Source organism: Mesobacillus sp. (assembly GCF_057785455.1).
The window spans coordinates 110194-128743 of the sequence record NZ_JBYNSB010000025.1 but is presented as its reverse complement, the minus strand read 5'-3'; the positions used below and the strand labels follow the sequence as shown (position 1 = coordinate 128743).

General features: G+C 40.2%; 23 protein-coding genes and 1 rRNA gene. 15 read left to right on the top strand and 9 right to left on the bottom strand.

Going from position 1 to position 18550, the window contains the following annotated elements:
• The first annotated feature begins 210 nt into the window (after positions 1–210).
• A 5S ribosomal RNA gene (gene rrf / locus AC3EBE_RS10170) occupies positions 211–326 on the top strand.
• Between the two features lie 52 nt (positions 327–378).
• On the opposite strand, the gene AC3EBE_RS10165 is transcribed toward rrf, so the two are convergent.
• Together AC3EBE_RS10165 and AC3EBE_RS10160 are read right to left on the bottom strand one after the other, a co-directional pair.
• Positions 379–492: a YetF domain-containing protein gene (locus AC3EBE_RS10165; protein WP_488594913.1), complete on the bottom strand. Its 114-nt coding sequence runs from the start codon at positions 490–492 to the stop codon at positions 379–381.
• A 274-nt stretch (positions 493–766) separates the two neighbouring features.
• Positions 767–997 (bottom strand): DUF421 domain-containing protein, encoded by a 231-nt coding sequence (locus AC3EBE_RS10160; RefSeq protein WP_488594912.1) that lies wholly within the window; start codon positions 995–997, stop codon positions 767–769.
• A gap of 455 nt (positions 998–1452) precedes the next feature.
• Between AC3EBE_RS10160 and AC3EBE_RS10155 the strand changes: the two genes are divergently transcribed.
• The gene (locus AC3EBE_RS10155; protein ID WP_488594911.1) at positions 1453–2214 is read left to right on the top strand and encodes an NAD-dependent protein deacylase; all 762 of its coding nucleotides are present in this window, start codon (positions 1453–1455) and stop codon (positions 2212–2214) included.
• Positions 2215–2256: 42 nt separating this feature from the next.
• Here the strand turns inward: AC3EBE_RS10155 and AC3EBE_RS10150 are convergent, their stop codons facing one another.
• Positions 2257–2574 carry a hypothetical protein gene (locus tag AC3EBE_RS10150; protein WP_488594910.1) on the bottom strand — a complete coding sequence of 106 codons (318 nt, stop codon included), beginning with the start codon at positions 2572–2574 and terminating at the stop codon, positions 2257–2259.
• A 156-nt stretch (positions 2575–2730) separates the two neighbouring features.
• Between AC3EBE_RS10150 and AC3EBE_RS10145 the strand changes: the two genes are divergently transcribed.
• The 3 genes from AC3EBE_RS10145 (at position 2731) to AC3EBE_RS10135 (ending at position 5167) form a co-directional block, all read left to right on the top strand.
• Positions 2731–3696: an alpha/beta hydrolase gene (locus AC3EBE_RS10145; RefSeq protein ID WP_488594909.1), complete on the top strand. Its 966-nt coding sequence runs from the start codon at positions 2731–2733 to the stop codon at positions 3694–3696.
• Between the two features lie 12 nt (positions 3697–3708).
• Positions 3709–4578: an MBL fold metallo-hydrolase gene (locus tag AC3EBE_RS10140; RefSeq protein WP_488594908.1), complete on the top strand. Its 870-nt coding sequence runs from the start codon at positions 3709–3711 to the stop codon at positions 4576–4578.
• A 133-nt stretch (positions 4579–4711) separates the two neighbouring features.
• Positions 4712–5167 carry an SRPBCC family protein gene (locus AC3EBE_RS10135; protein WP_488594907.1) on the top strand — a complete coding sequence of 152 codons (456 nt, stop codon included), beginning with the start codon at positions 4712–4714 and terminating at the stop codon, positions 5165–5167.
• Positions 5168–5198: 31 nt separating this feature from the next.
• Here the strand turns inward: AC3EBE_RS10135 and AC3EBE_RS10130 are convergent, their stop codons facing one another.
• Complete coding sequence (locus AC3EBE_RS10130) at positions 5199–5501, bottom strand: hypothetical protein (protein ID WP_488594906.1); 303 nt, start codon at positions 5499–5501, stop codon at positions 5199–5201.
• A 56-nt stretch (positions 5502–5557) separates the two neighbouring features.
• Between AC3EBE_RS10130 and AC3EBE_RS10125 the strand changes: the two genes are divergently transcribed.
• Positions 5558–6364: a DUF2161 domain-containing phosphodiesterase gene (locus AC3EBE_RS10125; RefSeq protein ID WP_488594905.1), complete on the top strand. Its 807-nt coding sequence runs from the start codon at positions 5558–5560 to the stop codon at positions 6362–6364.
• Between the two features lie 82 nt (positions 6365–6446).
• The gene (locus tag AC3EBE_RS10120) at positions 6447–6869 is read left to right on the top strand and encodes a hypothetical protein (protein ID WP_488594904.1); all 423 of its coding nucleotides are present in this window, start codon (positions 6447–6449) and stop codon (positions 6867–6869) included.
• A 59-nt stretch (positions 6870–6928) separates the two neighbouring features.
• Here AC3EBE_RS10120 and ggt read toward each other — a convergent pair whose 3' ends face one another.
• Both ggt and AC3EBE_RS10110 read right to left on the bottom strand, forming a co-directional pair.
• Positions 6929–8698 carry a gamma-glutamyltransferase gene (gene ggt / locus AC3EBE_RS10115; protein ID WP_488594903.1) on the bottom strand — a complete coding sequence of 590 codons (1770 nt, stop codon included), beginning with the start codon at positions 8696–8698 and terminating at the stop codon, positions 6929–6931.
• Between the two features lie 206 nt (positions 8699–8904).
• On the bottom strand, positions 8905–9780 hold the full coding sequence (locus AC3EBE_RS10110) for a TetR/AcrR family transcriptional regulator (RefSeq protein ID WP_488594902.1): 876 nt from the start codon (positions 9778–9780) through the stop codon (positions 8905–8907).
• A 173-nt stretch (positions 9781–9953) separates the two neighbouring features.
• On the opposite strand from AC3EBE_RS10110, the gene AC3EBE_RS10105 reads away from it, so the two are divergent.
• The 4 genes from AC3EBE_RS10105 to AC3EBE_RS10090 all read left to right on the top strand — a co-directional run bounded on the left by AC3EBE_RS10105 (position 9954) and on the right by AC3EBE_RS10090 (position 13023).
• Complete coding sequence (locus tag AC3EBE_RS10105) at positions 9954–11492, top strand: DHA2 family efflux MFS transporter permease subunit (RefSeq protein WP_488594901.1); 1539 nt, start codon at positions 9954–9956, stop codon at positions 11490–11492.
• A 512-nt stretch (positions 11493–12004) separates the two neighbouring features.
• Complete coding sequence (locus AC3EBE_RS10100; RefSeq protein WP_488594900.1) at positions 12005–12352, top strand: nuclear transport factor 2 family protein; 348 nt, start codon at positions 12005–12007, stop codon at positions 12350–12352.
• A gap of 187 nt (positions 12353–12539) precedes the next feature.
• A complete protein-coding gene (locus AC3EBE_RS10095; RefSeq protein ID WP_488594917.1) occupies positions 12540–12848 on the top strand; it encodes a hypothetical protein in 309 nt (102 codons plus the stop codon).
• Between the two features lie 25 nt (positions 12849–12873).
• Positions 12874–13023: a hypothetical protein gene (locus AC3EBE_RS10090; protein ID WP_488594899.1), complete on the top strand. Its 150-nt coding sequence runs from the start codon at positions 12874–12876 to the stop codon at positions 13021–13023.
• Positions 13024–13055: 32 nt separating this feature from the next.
• Here AC3EBE_RS10090 and AC3EBE_RS10085 read toward each other — a convergent pair whose 3' ends face one another.
• A complete protein-coding gene (locus AC3EBE_RS10085; protein WP_488594898.1) occupies positions 13056–13892 on the bottom strand; it encodes a GDSL-type esterase/lipase family protein in 837 nt (278 codons plus the stop codon).
• A gap of 167 nt (positions 13893–14059) precedes the next feature.
• Between AC3EBE_RS10085 and AC3EBE_RS10080 the strand changes: the two genes are divergently transcribed.
• Positions 14060–15427: an MATE family efflux transporter gene (locus AC3EBE_RS10080; RefSeq protein ID WP_488594897.1), complete on the top strand. Its 1368-nt coding sequence runs from the start codon at positions 14060–14062 to the stop codon at positions 15425–15427.
• Between the two features lie 126 nt (positions 15428–15553).
• On the top strand, positions 15554–16084 hold the full coding sequence (locus AC3EBE_RS10075) for a DUF1572 family protein (protein ID WP_488594896.1): 531 nt from the start codon (positions 15554–15556) through the stop codon (positions 16082–16084).
• A 295-nt stretch (positions 16085–16379) separates the two neighbouring features.
• Here AC3EBE_RS10075 and AC3EBE_RS10070 read toward each other — a convergent pair whose 3' ends face one another.
• Positions 16380–16808, bottom strand: coding sequence for a DUF4395 domain-containing protein (locus AC3EBE_RS10070; protein ID WP_488594895.1), 429 nt, complete (start codon positions 16806–16808; stop codon positions 16380–16382).
• 198 nt (positions 16809–17006) lie between these two features.
• Between AC3EBE_RS10070 and AC3EBE_RS10065 the strand changes: the two genes are divergently transcribed.
• Together AC3EBE_RS10065 and AC3EBE_RS10060 are read left to right on the top strand one after the other, a co-directional pair.
• A complete protein-coding gene (locus tag AC3EBE_RS10065) occupies positions 17007–18029 on the top strand; it encodes a VanW family protein (RefSeq protein WP_488594894.1) in 1023 nt (340 codons plus the stop codon).
• Between the two features lie 120 nt (positions 18030–18149).
• On the top strand, positions 18150–18293 hold the full coding sequence (locus tag AC3EBE_RS10060; protein ID WP_488594893.1) for a hypothetical protein: 144 nt from the start codon (positions 18150–18152) through the stop codon (positions 18291–18293).
• 31 nt (positions 18294–18324) lie between these two features.
• On the opposite strand, the gene AC3EBE_RS10055 is transcribed toward AC3EBE_RS10060, so the two are convergent.
• A complete protein-coding gene (locus AC3EBE_RS10055) occupies positions 18325–18543 on the bottom strand; it encodes a hypothetical protein (RefSeq protein WP_488594892.1) in 219 nt (72 codons plus the stop codon).
• Positions 18544–18550: the final 7 nt, after the last annotated feature.

Sequence of the window (18550 nt, the reverse complement as noted above, 5' to 3'; positions counted from 1 at the left end):
GACTTAACCAAATACGAAAAGTGTAGGCGACTGTTCAGCCTCGACAAGTGCTGGAGGGCCAGCAGTTGAAGTCGTTCTTTGACTTCAGCGGATGGACCGAAGCAATCTCGAGAGGCTAGGAGCCGAAACTGGACAATGATCATTCGTTCTTCTGTAATTTCTTCTTACACAATTATCTAGTTTTGAGGGTACAAAACCTCAAACAAATAGTCTGGTGGCGATGGCGAGAAGGTCACACCCGTTCCCATACCGAACACGGAAGTTAAGCTTCTCAGCGCCGATGGTAGTTGGGGGTTTCCCCCTGTGAGAGTAGGACGCCGCCGGGCATTAAAAAAGAACAGCTGATTGCTGTTCTTTTTTAATGCTAAAATTCATCTCTTAATCTACATAAAGTGTCCCATCCTGCTGTAATTCCGCGTAAAACACTTCATCGATAGACTGGATACCAGCTTGTTTTAGCTGCTGATCAAGCCATATCTGATTCTTATTCATTTTTACCAGGTTGTTTAGATTTACTTTTCCTTATCTGCGACCAGCTCTGTTGAAAGCGGTACCCTATTTTCTTGATTACTGGCAATTTTCAGGTCGCTTTTTGTTACATATTGTTTAGTTTGTTTTTTCAACACAGAGAGTGCTATCTGTCTCAAAAAAAGCATAATCTACGTCGCTTATGGAAAAAAGTTTTTTTGACGCAGCATTGTTTGGAGGGAATCCGTATCCAGCCTTGTGGGTTTTAATACATTCTCCATAATTTTGCCTTATTTAATTACTGTGACGGGTTCTCCGATAAGCAGTTTTCTGGCTTTTTTGATTTTAAATGAAGTTGGTCTGTTAAAACGGTGAACGCTGCCCAGCCTACTAATGCGATCACGCCCTTTATAATGCTCACACTTTGATTGACAACGAGAGCCGCAGCTATCGAACCGAAAGCTATGGCAGAAACTAGATTGAAAAATGTCATTTGACTGATTTCTTTTCTGCCTGACCATATGGCCATCGATAATAATACAATATATCCAATGGCTAATCTAAGAATTAATTATAACTGATCCATTTTTATCCCGCCTTTATAGAATCAAGAATTATTTCCATGGAGGCATAATATTATTGGGTTTTTTACAATATTGTTCAACCTGGACCATAGTTTACTAATAAGAGTACGATATACATTGCTGCTTGTACCTCTGATTTAGGTTTTTTTTTGCCTTGGTTAGCGCCTATCTAAGTTCAACAGCTCTAAGCTCTTGAAATGATATAACAATGTATACATTAAACGCGCAACCAATGAACAATCATCAAACGTAAATCCGATTTATAACTTTATGCATAAAGTTACCTTTTCATTTGAGATACGAATATTGAGTGTTAATCTGATCCTGCAAATACATTTCATATTAAAACTTTGATAGAATATATAAATAATTATAGTAAAATGCAGGAGTGAAATTTCTTTTGAATACTACAGTGCAAACATGTGCCAATATAATTAAAAACGCAAAAAACATTGTTGTCTTAACTGGTGCGGGCATAAGTACTGAATCAGGTATCAGGGATTTTCGTTCGCGTACCGGCCTTTATAAATTGGCTCCAGAACATATTCTTTCACTTGATTATTTTTATGAAAATCCTGATGAATTCTATAAATTTGCATTGGAACATCTTTATCATCCCGACGCAAAACCTAACAAAGGTCATGAAATCCTGGCCAAATGGGAAAATGAAGGGCGGGTTAAACAGATAATTACTCAAAATATTGACGGTCTCCACCAAAAAGCCGGGTCCCGCCAGGTTATTGAATTCCATGGCACGATGAAAACTGCTTCATGTTTGAATTGTGGTTACCAATATACAACAGAAGCCATGATCACGAGAATGGGACAAACGAATACATACTATATTTGCGATCGTTGTGACAGCCTTAAAGAGGCAGCTCGCTATATAAAACCAGATGTGGTGCTATTTGGGGATACCGGTGAGTGGTTTACAGAAGAAGGCTTTGAATCCATACTAACTACTATTGAGAATGCAGATTGTTTACTGGTGCTTGGCACAAGTTTGAAGGTAACACCATTTTCTTTGTTTCCTCAGTATAAAAGCCCAGATGTGCCTATGATCATTGTAAATAAAGGTGACACACCATATGATTTTGCTATTGATAGTTATGTTATTCAAGAGTCAATTGGCAGGACTTTAATCCAAATGGATTCTTCCTAAATAGAAATAGTGCACGGTGTTCAGGACCGTGCACTAATTTTTTTAGCGAATCCGGTTATGCAAAGCCCTCTCAGGTAATGGGCGTTCTAATTCATCAATTTCATTTGAGAGTATATCGGGATTTTCATCTGCTTCTGGATTCATATCGCTTACATGATTCTCTTCACGTAATTCAAGGTCTATTTTACCTGGCTGGAATGGATTAGTCGGGTATTTTTCTTCCTTAGGCCTTTCGAAATTATATCCTGAAATTGAGCTATTTATCGGATTTTCTTTTTCTGCTTTTATTTTTTCGACTGCTTCAATGGCTTCCTGTTCATTCCTGTAAGATTTGAGGATGTGCTTTTTCTCAATCTCCATTTCTATCAGCCTCCTATCCTTTTTATACTATATACCCACAAAAAGTTTTTTGGTAACACCAATCAATTTCCAATCCATTTCGGTCTTTTTTATGAACCAATCTGGTAAAATATCTTAGAATACCTAGTTAAATAGAGGAATGAAGGGGAATCAGGAATGAAGAAGCGAATATTATTGATTGCCGGCGGAGTTGTTTTGTTTGTGGCCATAAGCCTGTTTGCTGCTGGGAATTATTTTTACAGTGTGGCAATTAATCGCAGCCATGATGCAGTTGATCTTCATGGCGGTGGAGAAAGTGTTACAGCTGCCGGTCTGGTTGGTGAAGAAGAGTACCAGGCTAAACTTGCAGAAATAATGGACTGGACTGAAAAACAAAGTTTCGAGATTGTTGAGATTACAACAACCGACCAACTTAAACTAAAGGCACGATTTCTTAAAAACAAGAACTCCAATGGCAAAGCTGTCATTTTGGCCCATGGATACAAAGGCAGCAGTGAGCAAATGCCTGGAATAACAAAATATTACTACGACCTTGGTTATGACATTTTAAAACCGGATGCCAGAGGACACGGATTAAGTGAGGGTGATTACATCGGTTATGGCTGGCACGACCGGAAGGATTATGTTCAATGGGTCCAATTCTTAATTGATGAAAAAGGTGAGGATTACATTTTCCTGCATGGTTTTTCAATGGGCGCGGCTACCGTGCTGATGACAAGTGGAGAAAATCTGCCTGAGCAGGTAAAAGGGATTATTGCCGATAGTGGGTATACTACTGTCCTTGAGGAGCTGACGCATCAATTAAAATATTTGTATCATCTCCCTGGATTCCCTGTAATGCAGGTGACAAGCGCCATAACGAACTTTAGAGCTGGTTACACCTTTGATGAAGCTTCTGCCCTGGATAGTGTCGCAAAAAATAAGCTGCCTTTGTTCATAATTCATGGAGATCGAGATGCATTGGTGCCAACTGAAATGGGCAAACGAATATTTGAAAGAGCAAAGAGTGATAAGGAATTGTGGATTGTACCAAATGCAGGCCATACAGAGGCATACACAATTGCCGAAGCAGAGTACCAGAAAAGGCTTAAAAAATTCCTTGAAGATGCTCTGCAGAATTAGGAGGATTAATACATGCAGGAAATTAAGAAAGTTGGACAGCGATTTTGGTATATGACTCCTGTTTCGGAAACTGACCGGCCTATATTAGGTATGGTTATTGGTGAAAATAAGAATTTAATGATTGATGCCGGTAATTCCGAAGCTCATGCAAAGCTTTTCCTTGAAATGCTAGGAGATAAAAATGTGAGCCAGCCGGATTTTGTTGTCCTAACACATTGGCATTGGGATCATATTTTTGGGTTATCAGGATTAAACAATGTTTTGTCCATTTCCTCGTCTATGACAAAGTCAGAAATGGAAAAGCTGCAGAGTCTAGCCTGGTCTGATGAAGCACTTGATCAAAGGGTTCGGGAAGGGACTGAAATTGAATTTTGCTCGAATGCAATCAAAAAGGAATACACGGACCATAGGGATATCAAAATCGTTTTGCCTGAAATGACTTTTGCAGAAACATTGGAAGTCGATCTAGGGGGAGTACATTGCATCCTTAAGCACGTAGGCGGCGACCATGCGCAGGATTCCGTCATTGTTTATATAAAAGAAGAAAAGATTCTTTTTCTTGGAGATAGCATTTACCCGGATATTTTTTCGAAGAAAGACAATTATACTCCATCTGCTATACTGGCACTTTTGAATGCTTTAGAGTCCTTTGATGCTGAAGTTTATATATTATCGCACTGGAAGCCTATATCAAAGGAAGAATTCCAAGTTGAGGCCAGGATGCGCAGAACAATGTCTTATTTATGTGATCAATGTAAAGGTGATTATCGGGCAATGTTAGATGCGTATGAGTTTAGTGTTAACCGGGAATTAAATGAAGATGAATTGAAAACACTTGAATATTTTGTAAATGGGTACGAACTTAACAATCAAGGGGAATAGTGGCAGTTTTGTTTGCCCTTTGGCAGTAAAGGGAACATGAAATCTTATCTAATGTAACAACCTATAAAGGACATAGTATAATTTGTCTCTCGTTACATATATCTCTAAAAGATGATGAAAAAGGGAGAGATCTATGATGCCGGTTGGAAAGCATGTAATTACAATGGATACTTCTATTGATGAGGTATGGACATTCGTGAGTGATATGGATAATTGGGCACCTTTGCTGCCAGGCTACATAAACCATGAAAAAGTAAGCGATCAACAATCGAATTGGACCTTCAAAGAAAATGTGGGAATCCTCAAAAAGAAAATAAATTTACAGGTTACAATTATAGAATGGGTGGAGCCTGTAAGAGTGACGTTTGATTTGAAAGGAATTAACGAAAATTTGTCTGGTAACGGATACTTCAAAGCCGAAATGATAGACCCAAATACGACTAGGATGACAGGCTACCTGGAAATGACGGCAGAAGGACCTCTTGCACCAGTCATGAACGCAGTGATGAAAACATCATTGCCAAAGAGCGGAGAAGAGCTGACTAAAGCGATCGCAGAAAAAATCGAGGAAAAAAAGGCTTTAAGATGAGGGAAGGGAGCATGCGAAAAGTGCATGCTCCCTACTTTTTTTCAACCCTAATAATACCATCGCGACGCTGATTCTTTTCAAAATAGACAATGACTAAGTCATCCAGATTAAGTTTCTGATTTTCAGAAATGAGTTCCTTTTTGAAGAAAATACTTTTACCGTCAATATCTTTTCCATAATAACCACTTTCGTCAATGTCGGTAATGGTATATTCCTGGGTGAAATATTCCGGTTTCACATCATTTGCAGTTTTTGCGGCCTCGTTAAACTCCAGTTTTAAGAAAATCAGCAGACCTAAAAGCGCAGTCAGCAAGATTAAGATAAGGACCCTCAACAAAAAAACCTCCATTGCTAAATACAAGAAACATTATATGCAGTGGATACAATGCAATGACAATAGTTTTATATAAATCGACTTCAGGCAGATTTGATATAATGTTAGGAAGAGCATTCAGGAAAGGTTTAAATGATATGACAGATAAAAAGAAATTGTACGAAAAGGATTTGTATGAACCGATCCGCAAGCATTTTATCAAGCAAGGGTATCGTGTTAATGGCGAAGTTCATGATTGTGACCTTACCGCAGTAAAAGAGACAGAACTGGTCATTGTCGAATTAAAACTAAATCTCAATATCGATTTGCTCCTTCAGGGGACTCGGAGACAGCGAATGACAGATCTTGTGTATGTCGCGATCCCAAAGCCAAAACGGATATCGAGGAGACGCTGGAATGATATTATCAGGTTAATGAAGAGGCTTGAGCTGGGATTGATTACTGTTTCCTTTTCGGGGAACCGCCGAATAGTGAATTTTATTGTCCATCCTGAACCCTATGTAAGTGGGCCGGCAAAAAATAGTCGGAAGAAGGCAGCACTTTTAGCGGAAATCGAAGGAAGAAGTGCTGACTATAATGTTGGAGGCACTAATAAAAGCAAAATCATGACAGCTTATAAGGAAAATTGTATCCAGATCGCCTGCTGCCTGGATAAGTTAGGGCCGATGTCCCCTAAAGCCTTAACCGCACTTGGTACAGGAGAGAAAACTCAGTCCATTTTAAATAAAAACTATTATAAGTGGTTTGATAGGGTGGAAAGAGGAGTCTATACGCTCAATGAATTTGGCAGGCGGGAAATCGGCGAGTATCAGGAACTATTAGACTATCACTTAAGCAGGATAGATGAAAAACTGGAAAAGTAAAAACTGGATAATATCTCCCACTTCTTGAAACTTTTGAGTTTTTGAAACGTATAGTTAAATAGTGGAGAAAGGGGACGGTCGATTGAAGAAAATCTTGATGAGTATTATCTTACTATTCGCTCTGCTTTCTGGCTGCTCAGACAGCTTTTCTGCAAAAGAAGCGATGGAACAGAATTTTGAGTACTACAATAATAAGAACTTTAAGGCTTATTATGAGATGCAGAGCACTAAGCTTATGGAAGAAACCATTAAGCATACGAAAATGAGCAGGGAAGATTTCATTCATGAATGGAAAAAAAGCTGGGTACCCGCTGTAGTCATAAAGCTTGAAGAGGAAAGATCGGGAACCGAAAACGAAACGATCATATCAGCAACAGTCCGTCATCCATCTACTCTCCTTAGCCCTGAAAAAACAACCAAAACGAAATATAAGCTTGTAAAAGAAGAGGGAGATTGGAAAATTGATGAGGTAATAAGCACTGAAGAGGTTGCAATGCCTAATTAGTTTTAAGCTCCTTATGAACATAAAACAGGCGCATGAACTCATTCATGCGCCTGTCCTCATTATTTCCGCTTTCCTTTCAAATCCACTCCAATAGCAGCACCGTTGCGGCTTGAGTCCGCAACTCCCTTAAAAATGCCATTTTCATGGTCGATCTGAATGCTTTGGACATTTCCGATAGTGGTTGATTCAGTACCGAAATTATGCCCCATTGCATTCAATTCGGCAATGATTTCCTTTCCAATTCCATCCTCAAATCGGTAGGAGTCCAGGTTATTAGTATAAATACGCGGCTCTTCAACAGCTGCCTTTAACTCCATATCATACTCGATCGCATGCAGGATTGTTTGCAGAACAGAAGTAATGATGGTTGGACCACCTGGTGAGCCGACAGTCAGTACCGGCCTGTCATTTTCATAAACGATCGTAGGTGTCATGCTGCTTAAAGGACGTTTATTTGGCTGGACTTCATTGGCACCTCCTGGTACAGCATCAAAGTCTGTCAGCTCATTATTCAGCATGATGCCATAACCAGGTACCATGATTCCAGTACCGAATAGCTGTTCAATGGTTGTCGTATACGATACAACATTGCCCCAGCGGTCGGTTACGCTGAAATGAGTCGTTTCTCCATATTTTCGATCGTTTGGCTGCGCAGTCGGGGTATAATCAGCGGCTTGTGTTTCGAATTTCCAAGGATCGCCTGCGGTCACATTCTTATTGACGGCATCCAAGCTGATTAGCTTTTGGCGTTCCTTTATATATTCAGGATGCAGCAAGCCCGTTGCAGGGACTTTTACAAACTCTGGGTCCCCGGCGTAAGCCGCGCGGTCAGCATAGGCCAGATGCATTGCTTCAGCGAGCAAATGGTATTTTTCCTTCGATCCTACATCGTATTGAGACAGGTCGAAATCATCAAGAATTTTCAGCATTTGCAATAAGAAAATTCCACCGGAGCTGGGTGGGGGCATACTGGCAATTTTGTAGCCCTGATATTCTCCCCAAACTGGTTCATCTACCGTTACATCGTATTTTTTTAGGTCAGATGCCGTCATGGAACCGCCAAAGTCCTGCACCACGTTCGCAAGAGCTTTTCCAATTTCACCATTATAAAAAGCATCTGATCCTTTTGCACGGATAAGTTTAAATGTTTTTGCAAGGTCCTCCTGTTTAAGGATATCGCCTTCTTTCAGCGGTTTTCCATTTGGTAAGAATACATCTTTGGCAGCAGTCCGAGATAGCATGTCTTTATTGTCCTCGATTGCCTTTGCGAGAACAGAATCAATCGGAAACCCTTTATCTGCAAATTTCACTGCTGGACCGATCAACTGTTCAAATGGCTTGGTTCCCCACATTTCATGTGCAGTTTCCAACCCCTTCAAAGTACCCGGAACACCCACAGCAGTTCCGCCTGTTGAGCGTGTTGCAAAAGGTATTGGTTTCCCATTTTCATCAAGGAACATATCAGGGGCCGCTCCTTGAGGAGCTCGCTCGCGGCTGTTCACAATGGTTGTCTTTTTCGTTTTTCCATCGTAGACCATCATGAATCCGCCGCCGCCAATTCCTGACATCATCGGCTCAACAACATTCAATGCGAATTGGATGGCTATCGATGCATCAATTGCATTTCCGCCTTTTCTAAGTACGTCAGCACCAATTTCAGATGCTAACGGGTGAGCAGTCGCCACCATGCCATCCTTGCCGAGATCTACCTGGCTGTACTGATTGTAGTCAAACTTCGGCTTCTTTGCCTGTCCAGCGAGTGGAAGTGTGCCAACAACAAGCAGCAAGGCAATCAGGGAGAAAAGCCCAGACTTCAAAAGTTTCTTCATTTTTTCCCTCCTCATTTAATGAATTCACCCTTATGGTAGGGAATAAAAGGATATTAAAGCAAATGATATATTAGAATTTACAGAATTTTGAATCTTTTATCCTATTCAAGTGAGGCAAAAGTAGTGGATTATGTTTCAATTTAAAAAGGGAATGGTATTAAAAGTGGATATAAAAAATCCCGCCTAAAAGGAGGGATCTTGACTTTCTATTTCTCAGAGAACATTGCTTCGACAAGCTCTGTTAATTCTTTAAATTCGTTTGCATTAGCTTCTGAAAGGGAAAGCAAGACACTGTCTATCAGGAACTTCCTCGGAGCCTTTGCATGCAGCAGCTCGTCCTGGATAAAGTTAAGCTTTTCACAATAATCATGCTGCCGATTATTTATTTTCTTGAGGCGATAGATGATTGATTTAAGCTTATTCCTTAGTTCAAGCTCTTTGTCGGCTGAAGCTGGAAGCCATTCATCCAATTTTTCAGGAGGCATCAAACGTTCACCGGTTTTAGCTGCCTCATCAACCATTTTTAAAATGAGCTGTACACTGAATCGAATTGCAGGCAGAGGATTTTCATTCCTGCCATAAGCATGGAAATAATAACGGATGTTTTGCTGTAAGACGCCTTTGAGCATGATGGCTGCATCAAGTAAGAAAGGATGCTTTTCCTCTTCTACTAATTCTGTCAGGCGTTCGTAAGTCCAGCGCAAATTTTTAAGCTGCCCTAATTCAAGGAATTTCTTCAGCTCATTGTCATTGGAAAATAGTACTTCCTCAAAAAGTGGGATGATATTATTCTCCCTGTTCAATTTCATCTGCAGCTCAATCTGCTTGATGAACAATTCCCGATCTTTAGTGTCTTTTCCTGCTATCAAGCCATTCCGTTCTTTTTCCATCTTTCGGTATGTCGTTCTGAAAATAGCCATGATTAATTCATTTTTTGAGGAAAAGTAATTATAAAAGGTACCTTTTGAAATTCCGCTGTAATCCAATATGTCCTGAATGGATGTAGCAGTAAATCCCTTTTCAATAAATAACCGATGAGCCATTTCAATTACGTGTTTTTTTCGATCATTCAAACCTATCACCTGCTTTTTGTACCGACTGTATAAAAAATATACTACATGAAATTTTCAGATTACACAAACCTTATTATAAAAGGGTTTTTAAGGGTTGCAAAAATTAGACCGATGGTATATGCTATTGTCTATGCGTATGGGATGGTAATGATAAAAATTAAAACTAAATAGGGGGAAATTTTATGTCTGATACACAAACAGCTTCTGTAAAGCCACCTTATGGAATACTTGCTGTATTGATTGTCGGCGCTTTTATTGCGTTTTTAAATAATACATTGCTCAATATAGCTCTGCCATCGATCATGAAAGAACTGGAGATAGGCGCATCTACCGTTCAATGGCTGACTACCGGGTTTATGCTTGTCAGTGGGGTAATGATTCCGCTTAGTGCTTATTTGATTCAAAAGTATTCAGTCCGAGTACTGTTTTTAACTGCTATGGGTCTTTTTACTGCTGGTACAATCCTTGGAGGCGTCGCTCATATCTTCCCGGTCCTTTTAGCCGGAAGGATGATTCAGGCTTCTGGTACTGCAATTATGATGCCCTTGCTTATGAATGTCATGCTAGTAAGCTTTCCAATAGAAAAAAGGGGAACTGCGATGGGGGTTTTCGGACTTGTACTAATGTTCGCACCTGCTATTGGTCCAACTCTCTCTGGCTGGCTAATCGAGCATTATGATTGGCGGATGCTATTCCATTTCATTACACCGATTGCCGTAGTTGTTTTGCTATTAGGCTTTTTCATGCTTAAAGACAAAAAGGATAAAGTATATCTTAAATTGGATTTATTGTCACTTACGCTTTCAAGCATTGGTTTCGGGGGACTATTATATGGTTTCAGTTCGGCCGGTTCAAAGGGCTGGGATAGCCCGCATGTATATGTCACGCTTACTGTAGGTGTAGCTGCATTAATCTGGTTCATCCTGCGTCAGCTAAATCAAGATAATCCAATGCTTAACTTCAGGATTTATAAGTATCCAATGTTTGCTTTATCATCTGCAATTTCCATGGTAGTAACGATGGCAATGTTTTCAGGTATGATCCTGCTGCCAATTTATGTACAGACCATAAGAGGCATTTCTCCTCTGGATGCTGGCTTGCTGCTGCTTCCTGGAGCGATTGTTATGGCGGTCATGTCACCAATCACTGGAAGATTATTTGATAAATTTGGCGGACGCGTTTTGGCCATCATTGGTTTATCTATTACTGTTGTAACCAGTTATTATTTCAGCAAATTATCACTGGAAACAACATACACACAGCTTATCATCCTGTACACAATAAGAATGCTTGGTATGTCAATGGTAAACATGCCGGTTTCAACGAATGGCCTTAACCAGCTTCCAGCACGCTATTATCCACATGGTACTGCTATGAACAACACAATGACTCAGGTATCAGGTGCGATTGGTACTGCCTTATTGGTAACCGTCATGTCAACTCGTGCGGAGACCCACGGTGCAGAATTGGCCGAAGAAGCGATGAAACAAGCTGCAGGGGCAGGAAATGCGGTTACGCCTGCAGCAATTGCACAAATGAAAGAACAAATTGCCATGAAAGCGATGCTTGAAGGAATAAATGATGCTTTCTTTGTTACTGTTTTCATTGCAGCAGTAGCCTTAATCCTCGCGTTCTTCATTAAACGCGCAACACAGGCAGAAGATACTATTGGACGTGAGCAGGCGGGAAAGAAATTAAATGAAGAGTTAGGCAGGAATTAAGCCTGCAAGGTCTCCTGGTGATCAGGAGGCCTTTTTTTATGAAAATTTATGCTTTGTTATAATTGAATTTGCGGTGCTATTTTTTAGTAGGGTGTTTTCACAAAGTTTGCTGCTTTCACCAATGTTGAATTAAGGATCCTGTTGATTGTAGTGAAAGGCGCGCAGACTCCTTCGGGATGAAGCGGGACAGGTGAGACCTAGGTAGAAATGGCCTGAGAAGAAGGGCCATTTTACCCCGCAGGAGCGCAGCGACGAGGAGGCTCACCGCACGACCCAAGAAAAATTTGCCCTTGAAAAAGCCGGCAATTGGGCTTTTTCATAATTTTTCAGAGGAAAGCGAAGCGCCTGGAACGGAAATCAACAGCCTTTTATTTCAAAGCCTTCTTTAAAAGACCATTTAGAAGGAGATTTCAAAAGCATATGGAATAGCAACAAAGTATTAGAATAGAGCCTTTCAATAAAAGTGAGTCTTACGCTCATTTAGACTTAACATAAAACAAACAGTAAAAAGGATGGTTAAAGTGAAACATATTGGTGAATTGCTTGCCCAAAAACAACTGGATGCATATAACAAACAGGATCTGGAACAGTTCTTATCAGTCTATAGCAATGAGGTAATCATTATTGAATTCCCTTCAAATAATGTCACTTCCCGGGGCAAAGAGGAAATGAGGCTGCGTTACGGAAAACTTTTCAAAGAAAATCCAAATAACAAGGCAGAACTTGTATCAAGAATTCTATTTGAAAACAAAGTCATTGACCATGAATTCGTCACCGGGAGAGCCAATGGTATTGATAAATATGCTGTAGCCATATATGAAATTGAGGGAGAAAAAATCAGCAAGGTCTGGTTCATGTAAAATATTAAGAGGTAAGGGATTTTTTCCATCATAGGACCTTGCATAAAATCGCTGTTAAAAATTAATAATGAAATAAAATCCTTTAGATATTCCTGAAGGTGAGGTAATTTTTATACCAGTGAAAGACAATCTTTACGAGGCGATTGATCCGCAAATAAAGGAAAGACTCCATGACGAATTAGACAGGATGAAATTCACCAAAAATTTCAGGTCAGCTACTGCAGAAGAATGGTATGTCTTTCTCCCAAGCTATACCGACCCAATAACAGGCGGTGCAGCAGGGAAGGTAATCATTCACTATGACTTGCTGGGGAATAAAGAAATTTTCATAAACACTACCATCATTTTTGATGATCCTGAACTTCACAAAGCAGCTGAGCATGTATTTGTATACGCCCTAGCTGATGAAATAATCAATGCCCTGGTCGGATATGCTGATACTCTTTTATCTGTCCATTCGGGACAAAATTCTTATCAAGCTGAATATAAATCATGAGCAACGAAAGAAGGGAAGAACTAACTTGAAAAAGGAGAAGACAGCGATTGAATCTGAAGCATCTTTATTTGGGTTAGATGAAGAAGTAAGTCTTCAATCAGTAAACTTCGCAACTACGGAGAATACATTGCTGAATGAACGATTTAATGAAGAAAATCCACAAGCACCGCTATAAATAAAAGCATAAAAGCCGGGCAATGCCCGGCTTTACTTTTCATGTTTGGCCAAAACAGCTTCCTGTTTATATTGATTTGCGAACTGATCCAGCATTTGCACAGAAATGGCGCTGTAACCAGAAATGCTTGGATGGACTCCGTCACTGTAGAGATGCTGCAGGTTATCGCTATTTATAATCTTAGTTGTCTGAACGACAACAGAATCAGGTGTTGTTTTAGCAACTTCATATATTTTGAGATTCCATTTTGGCAGCAGCTTGTCTGCCAGAGTGTAAAATTGATGGTCTGCAGGCATAGGATTATATAATTCCAGGAATACGATCGTCGCATTAGGATTCAGTTCATTTATCCTGGCTGCAATGGCAGTAAGATTTTTGCTGAAATCCGTTTGCAGAGTTTCAAAAGATGTTAAAGCACTATATATATCTGCTTTCTTGACAGCTTTGAGTACATCATTGCCCCCAACGTTAACAGTAATAATATTTGCTTCTTTAATCTCTGCGTCAAAATGGCCTTCCTGGATTAATTGGCTTAGCTTCCCACTGGTAATTCCAATGATTCCTTGATTATTTGATACTACCTGCTTCCCGGTCTTTGCCTGAAGGCCTGTTGAAAATTGCGTGACCAGGTTTTCTTCTTCAGCAACCCGGTAACCGCGGATAATGGAATCCCCAAGAGCCAGATGAGTGATCGATTGCTCTGAGGAGGTGCGATAAAAATCTATATAGGTAAGTTTATTGGTATTCGTACTCTTTGCGACACTTTCTTCCTTCATCTTGTTAAGCTGGTATTGAGGATAATAGATCCAGGCTGATACTGAGATGATGGCGAGCAGGGATATGAGCAGAAGATATTTTATGATTTTCATGATGTTCACTCCTCGATATATTTCTATTTTATCAAGGATTGGTGTGGAAATAATTAGGGGGGTATTTCCAATTTGCGGATTTTGTTCATTTAAGTCGAAAATTATGGGTTATCTCACGGCTGAAATTTGCTATAATTATATAATTATTATATTCAAGGAGTACAACGATGTACCAAACATATTCGACAAAGGAAAAAATAAAACAAATTTTTGTCATGTTGATACCTATTTTGATTACTCAGCTTGGCATGTTTTCAATGGTCTTTTTCAATACGATCATGTCAGGGAAATACAATTCTTCCGACCTAGCTGGTGTTGCGATCGGCTCCTCCATTTGGAATCCGATCTTCACAGGTCTAAGCGGAATCCTGCTGGCCGTTTCTCCAATTGCCGCTCAGCGATTTGGTGAGAAGAAGGGCAATGAAGTAGCTTCCATTCTCACACATGGCATTTATCTCGCATTGATGATCGCTTCATTTGTCATAGTTGCAGGAATCTTCCTGCTGGATCCTATTCTGTCATTAATGAATCTGCCGGACAGCGTCCAAAAAACAGCTCATGACTATTTGGCAGGATTAAGCTTTGGAATCATGCCGCTGTTCATTTTCAACGTGCTTCGTTCCTTTATTTATGCCCTGGGCAAAACCCAGGTCGTCATGTATATCCTGCTATTGGCGTTACCAGTCAATCTCTTTTTGAATTATGTACTAATTTTCGGCAGGTGGGGCTTTCCTGAACTTGGCGGTGCTGGTGCCGGGTATGCAACATCGATAACCTATTTCATTATTGCAGGCATGACAGCATTATTGATTATCACGCAGCGGCCATTCTCTGAATTTGTGGGGATGCAATATTTCAGGACGTTTTCTGGTGAAAAAATAAAAGAGATTCTAAAAATCGGAGTTCCGATGGGGTTATCGATTTTCTTTGAGACCAGCATGTTTGCAGTCGTCACTATCTTGATCAGCAAATTTAACATCACTACGATCGCAGCTTACCAATCGGCCCTGAATATTGTAGCATTCCTGTATATGATCCCGATGAGCATTTCAATGGCCCAGACTGTTTTGGTCGGATTTGAAGTAGGGGCTGGACGTTATAAAGACGCTAAGGCATACAGCTGGATGGGAATCTATTTATCCATCATCATAGCTGTGGTGGCGGGAGTGCTTGTCGTCATTTTCCGTTATAATGTCGCAGGCTTTTATTCCAATGAACCAGAAGTTATTGCGCTGACAGGGCAGTTTCTCATTTATGCACTATTCTTTATGATCTCCGACGCAATCCAGGCCACCGCACTTGCAGCCCTGAGAGGATATAAGGATGTCAACTTTTCATTTGTCATTACACTGATCGCCTATTGGCTCATCTGTTTGCCAGTAGGATATGCCCTGGCACATTATACAGCCCTGGGAGCAAGAGGCTATTGGATCGGTCTGACAGCTGGACTTCTCGCTGCAGGGGTTTTTCTCTCAATGAGGCTTGTATATATTCAAAAAAGGCGATTTGCTGTCTCTCTGGCAGACGCTGTGTAAAGGGGAAGTGGGGTTCCGTTATATTGGAACCTCACTTTTTATGCGTTTTTTTCAAATAACCGTAGTGTCAAAAAGCAGGTATGCACTAGCCCAAAAGCGAATATACGTTACATGGAGGTGCAGAATATGCAGGGTAAATCCTATTTAGATCTTGTAGTCGAAAACTTTACTAGCATCAGAAGGCAGGCAGAGCGGGCAATGGAACAATTGACCTTTGAACAAATACAGTCCAGCCCAAACGACGAGTCTAATAGTATTGAAATACTGGTTAAGCATATGTCAGGGAATCTAAGGTCGCGTTTTAGTGACTTTCTAACCGCTGATGGAGAAAAGCCGGACAGAAACAGGGATGGAGAATTTGAAGGAAGCTTCCAATCCGGAGAGGAAATGATGGAGAGCTGGAATTCAGGTTGGGATGTTCTGTTCAATACGCTTGAGTCATTAAGCGAAGAAGACTTAAACAAAACCGTATTCATTAGAAACGAGCCTCACACCGCCATGGAAGCTATTCAGCGGCAGGTCGTCCATCAATCGTCCCATTCTGGTCAAATTGTGTATATCGCTAAAATGATCAAAGACAATGGCTGGAAAACCCTAAGCATACCGCGAGGACAATCATCCCAGTTCAATGAAAAAATGAAGAGACAGTTTAAGTAGAAAATGATTTTTGTAATGAATACCAATTAGTAATTTCATAACTTGGTTCTGTTGTGATGGCTGTAAAAGACACTCACTACTGCATCCCGGAAACGAATGTCTTATAGGAAAGTTGTAAAAGACATTCACCCACACATTTGGGCAGCCAATGTCCATAAGAGTCGTTATTAAGGACACTCCTCCTCCTTTGCTTCTCCCACGGATGAACATCCATAATCAATTAAAATTGTGTAATATAATCGGTTCAAAAAAAGACCGTGATAAGAGGTAATACTCGTATCACGGTCTTTCAATATTAATTTACTGCTGTCTTCCTCGCCAGGTACTTTTTCCATTGGAATCGAATAAAACAGCCTATACAAAATCCAAGGATTGCAATAAAGGCTGCAAGTGCAACCATGATAGTGAAGATATGCCCAAGCAATGGTATTCCAAATAAATAGGATGCCAGACCGCCACCCAGACAAATAACGGAGATCAGCTGATTGAATTGCTGCTGCTCCCAATCTTCCGGAATATATTCTTTCATTGGTTTCTTCAAAAAGGATTTTGCGATTCTCATTATTGGATTTAAGCCGAATAGCAAACCAGATAAACCAGCGGCAAGAGGTATAGACAATATCCATTCAACACCTGTCAGCCAGGAAGCAATTACACTTAATACGATAAACCATTGATTTGTACGAACAAGAGGCTGGGGTATTGAACGAGGAGCTTCAGTCATTTTAATTCCAACCTTTCTTATATGTTTTATTGGATAATAGTTATTTTATATCATTTTGAAATATAAGTGAAGAAAAAGAACCATATTTCTTAAAAATAACCGTTTTGCTGAGATATGGAAAAGTCTCCCTGAATAAAATAGAAAATGAATGGCCGGAGTTTATTTCGGTACAAATATAGAGAGAACGATGGGGGAAATATGGAAAAAAAGAATAGGTTGGTTTTATGTTTATTGATCGGTGTGTTTTTAGTGATAGCTGGGTGCTCGGGACAGACTGCAAAGGAAGAAGAGCTGGAAAAGAAGGTCGCTGAGCTGGAGAAAAAAATTGAACAAGAAACAAAACATGAAGAAGAACAGCAAGAAGAACAGATTGAGCAGGAGGAAGAAGCTGTACCGGTTGTGGTTAATATTATTGACCCAACAACGCAAACTTTATTGAGATCACTTACTCCAGAAGAATTAGGGTACGGCGTGGATAATGAAAAATACAAAGCAGAATTGGAGAAATGGGCAAGGGAACTGGCAAGGGGAGATGGGACGAAGCCAGGATTTGACCAGCGAATGACACTTGATAAAATTGGGCCTGATGGCCAGGTGATAAAAGGTCAGCCGCAACGTATCCTTGAAGAGGCGGAATTAGTCGAAAAAATCTTTGAGGCCTCCGATGCAGGAGGGGATGTTGAACTCCCGCTCTATGTAACCGCGAGTGGCTATAAGATAGAGGATGTTACCAATCTGGGAGAAGTTGTAGTCGGTAAGTATACAACATACTTCAATTCAGGCGTTGCTGGACGGACAAAAAATATCGAATTATCAGCGGAAGCCATCAATAATATCATTGTTGGAAGCGGGGATGTTTTTTCGTTCAACACAACTGTTGGCCCAAGTGACGCTGCTCATGGATATCAGCCAGCAGAGGAAATCGTCAATAAAAAGCTGGTGATGGGCATTGGTGGAGGGATATGCCAGACATCCTCGACTCTATACAATGCTGTCGATATGGTCGGTGTAGGCTATGTAGAAAAACATCACCATTCACTAGAAGTTGGCTATGTGCCAAAGGGGAGAGATGCAACTGTATCTTATGGCGGCAAGGACTTTCGTTTTCAAAACACAACAGGAGTTCCATTATTATTGAAAACAGTTTTAAATAACGGTTCCCTGACAGTAGAAATCAGGACTGCCAAACAGTATGAGCCTTTGTTAAAGAAGAAATTCTAATGTGGGTTAAAGGCTGAAAAAAAAATCAGCCGAACGATGTAGACAGAATCAATCCAGCGTAGAATGTTGCCATTCAAGATTTCCTTTATTCTTAAAGTATGAATAAGGGAGGCGATCAATATGGAAATGAATCCACTGGTTTTAGAAAGTATATGGAAAATTAGAAAAGAAGCAATGGAGAAAGAAGCTGCATTTAAGGAAACCTACAAGCTGTATCCGGAGTTTCAAGCCGTGAAAAGGATGCTAAAAATAAATAACCAATAATCATAAATCCCTTGCCTGTTTGGCAAGGGATTTATGATGTCCGCTTTTTTTCTTTTACATCTACAAGCAAACCGCGTTTTATCCAATAATGTAAGTTATCCTTTGGAAAAACACCTCTGTGGACCGCATTATTCATCTTGATCACAACGCTGTTCTCATGTACCTCCAGCACCTTCAAGCGATCGGAATTATTCATATTAGGAGCAAAACCATGCCTGATTTCAAACTCCATATCATTATAATATTCCAAGCAAATA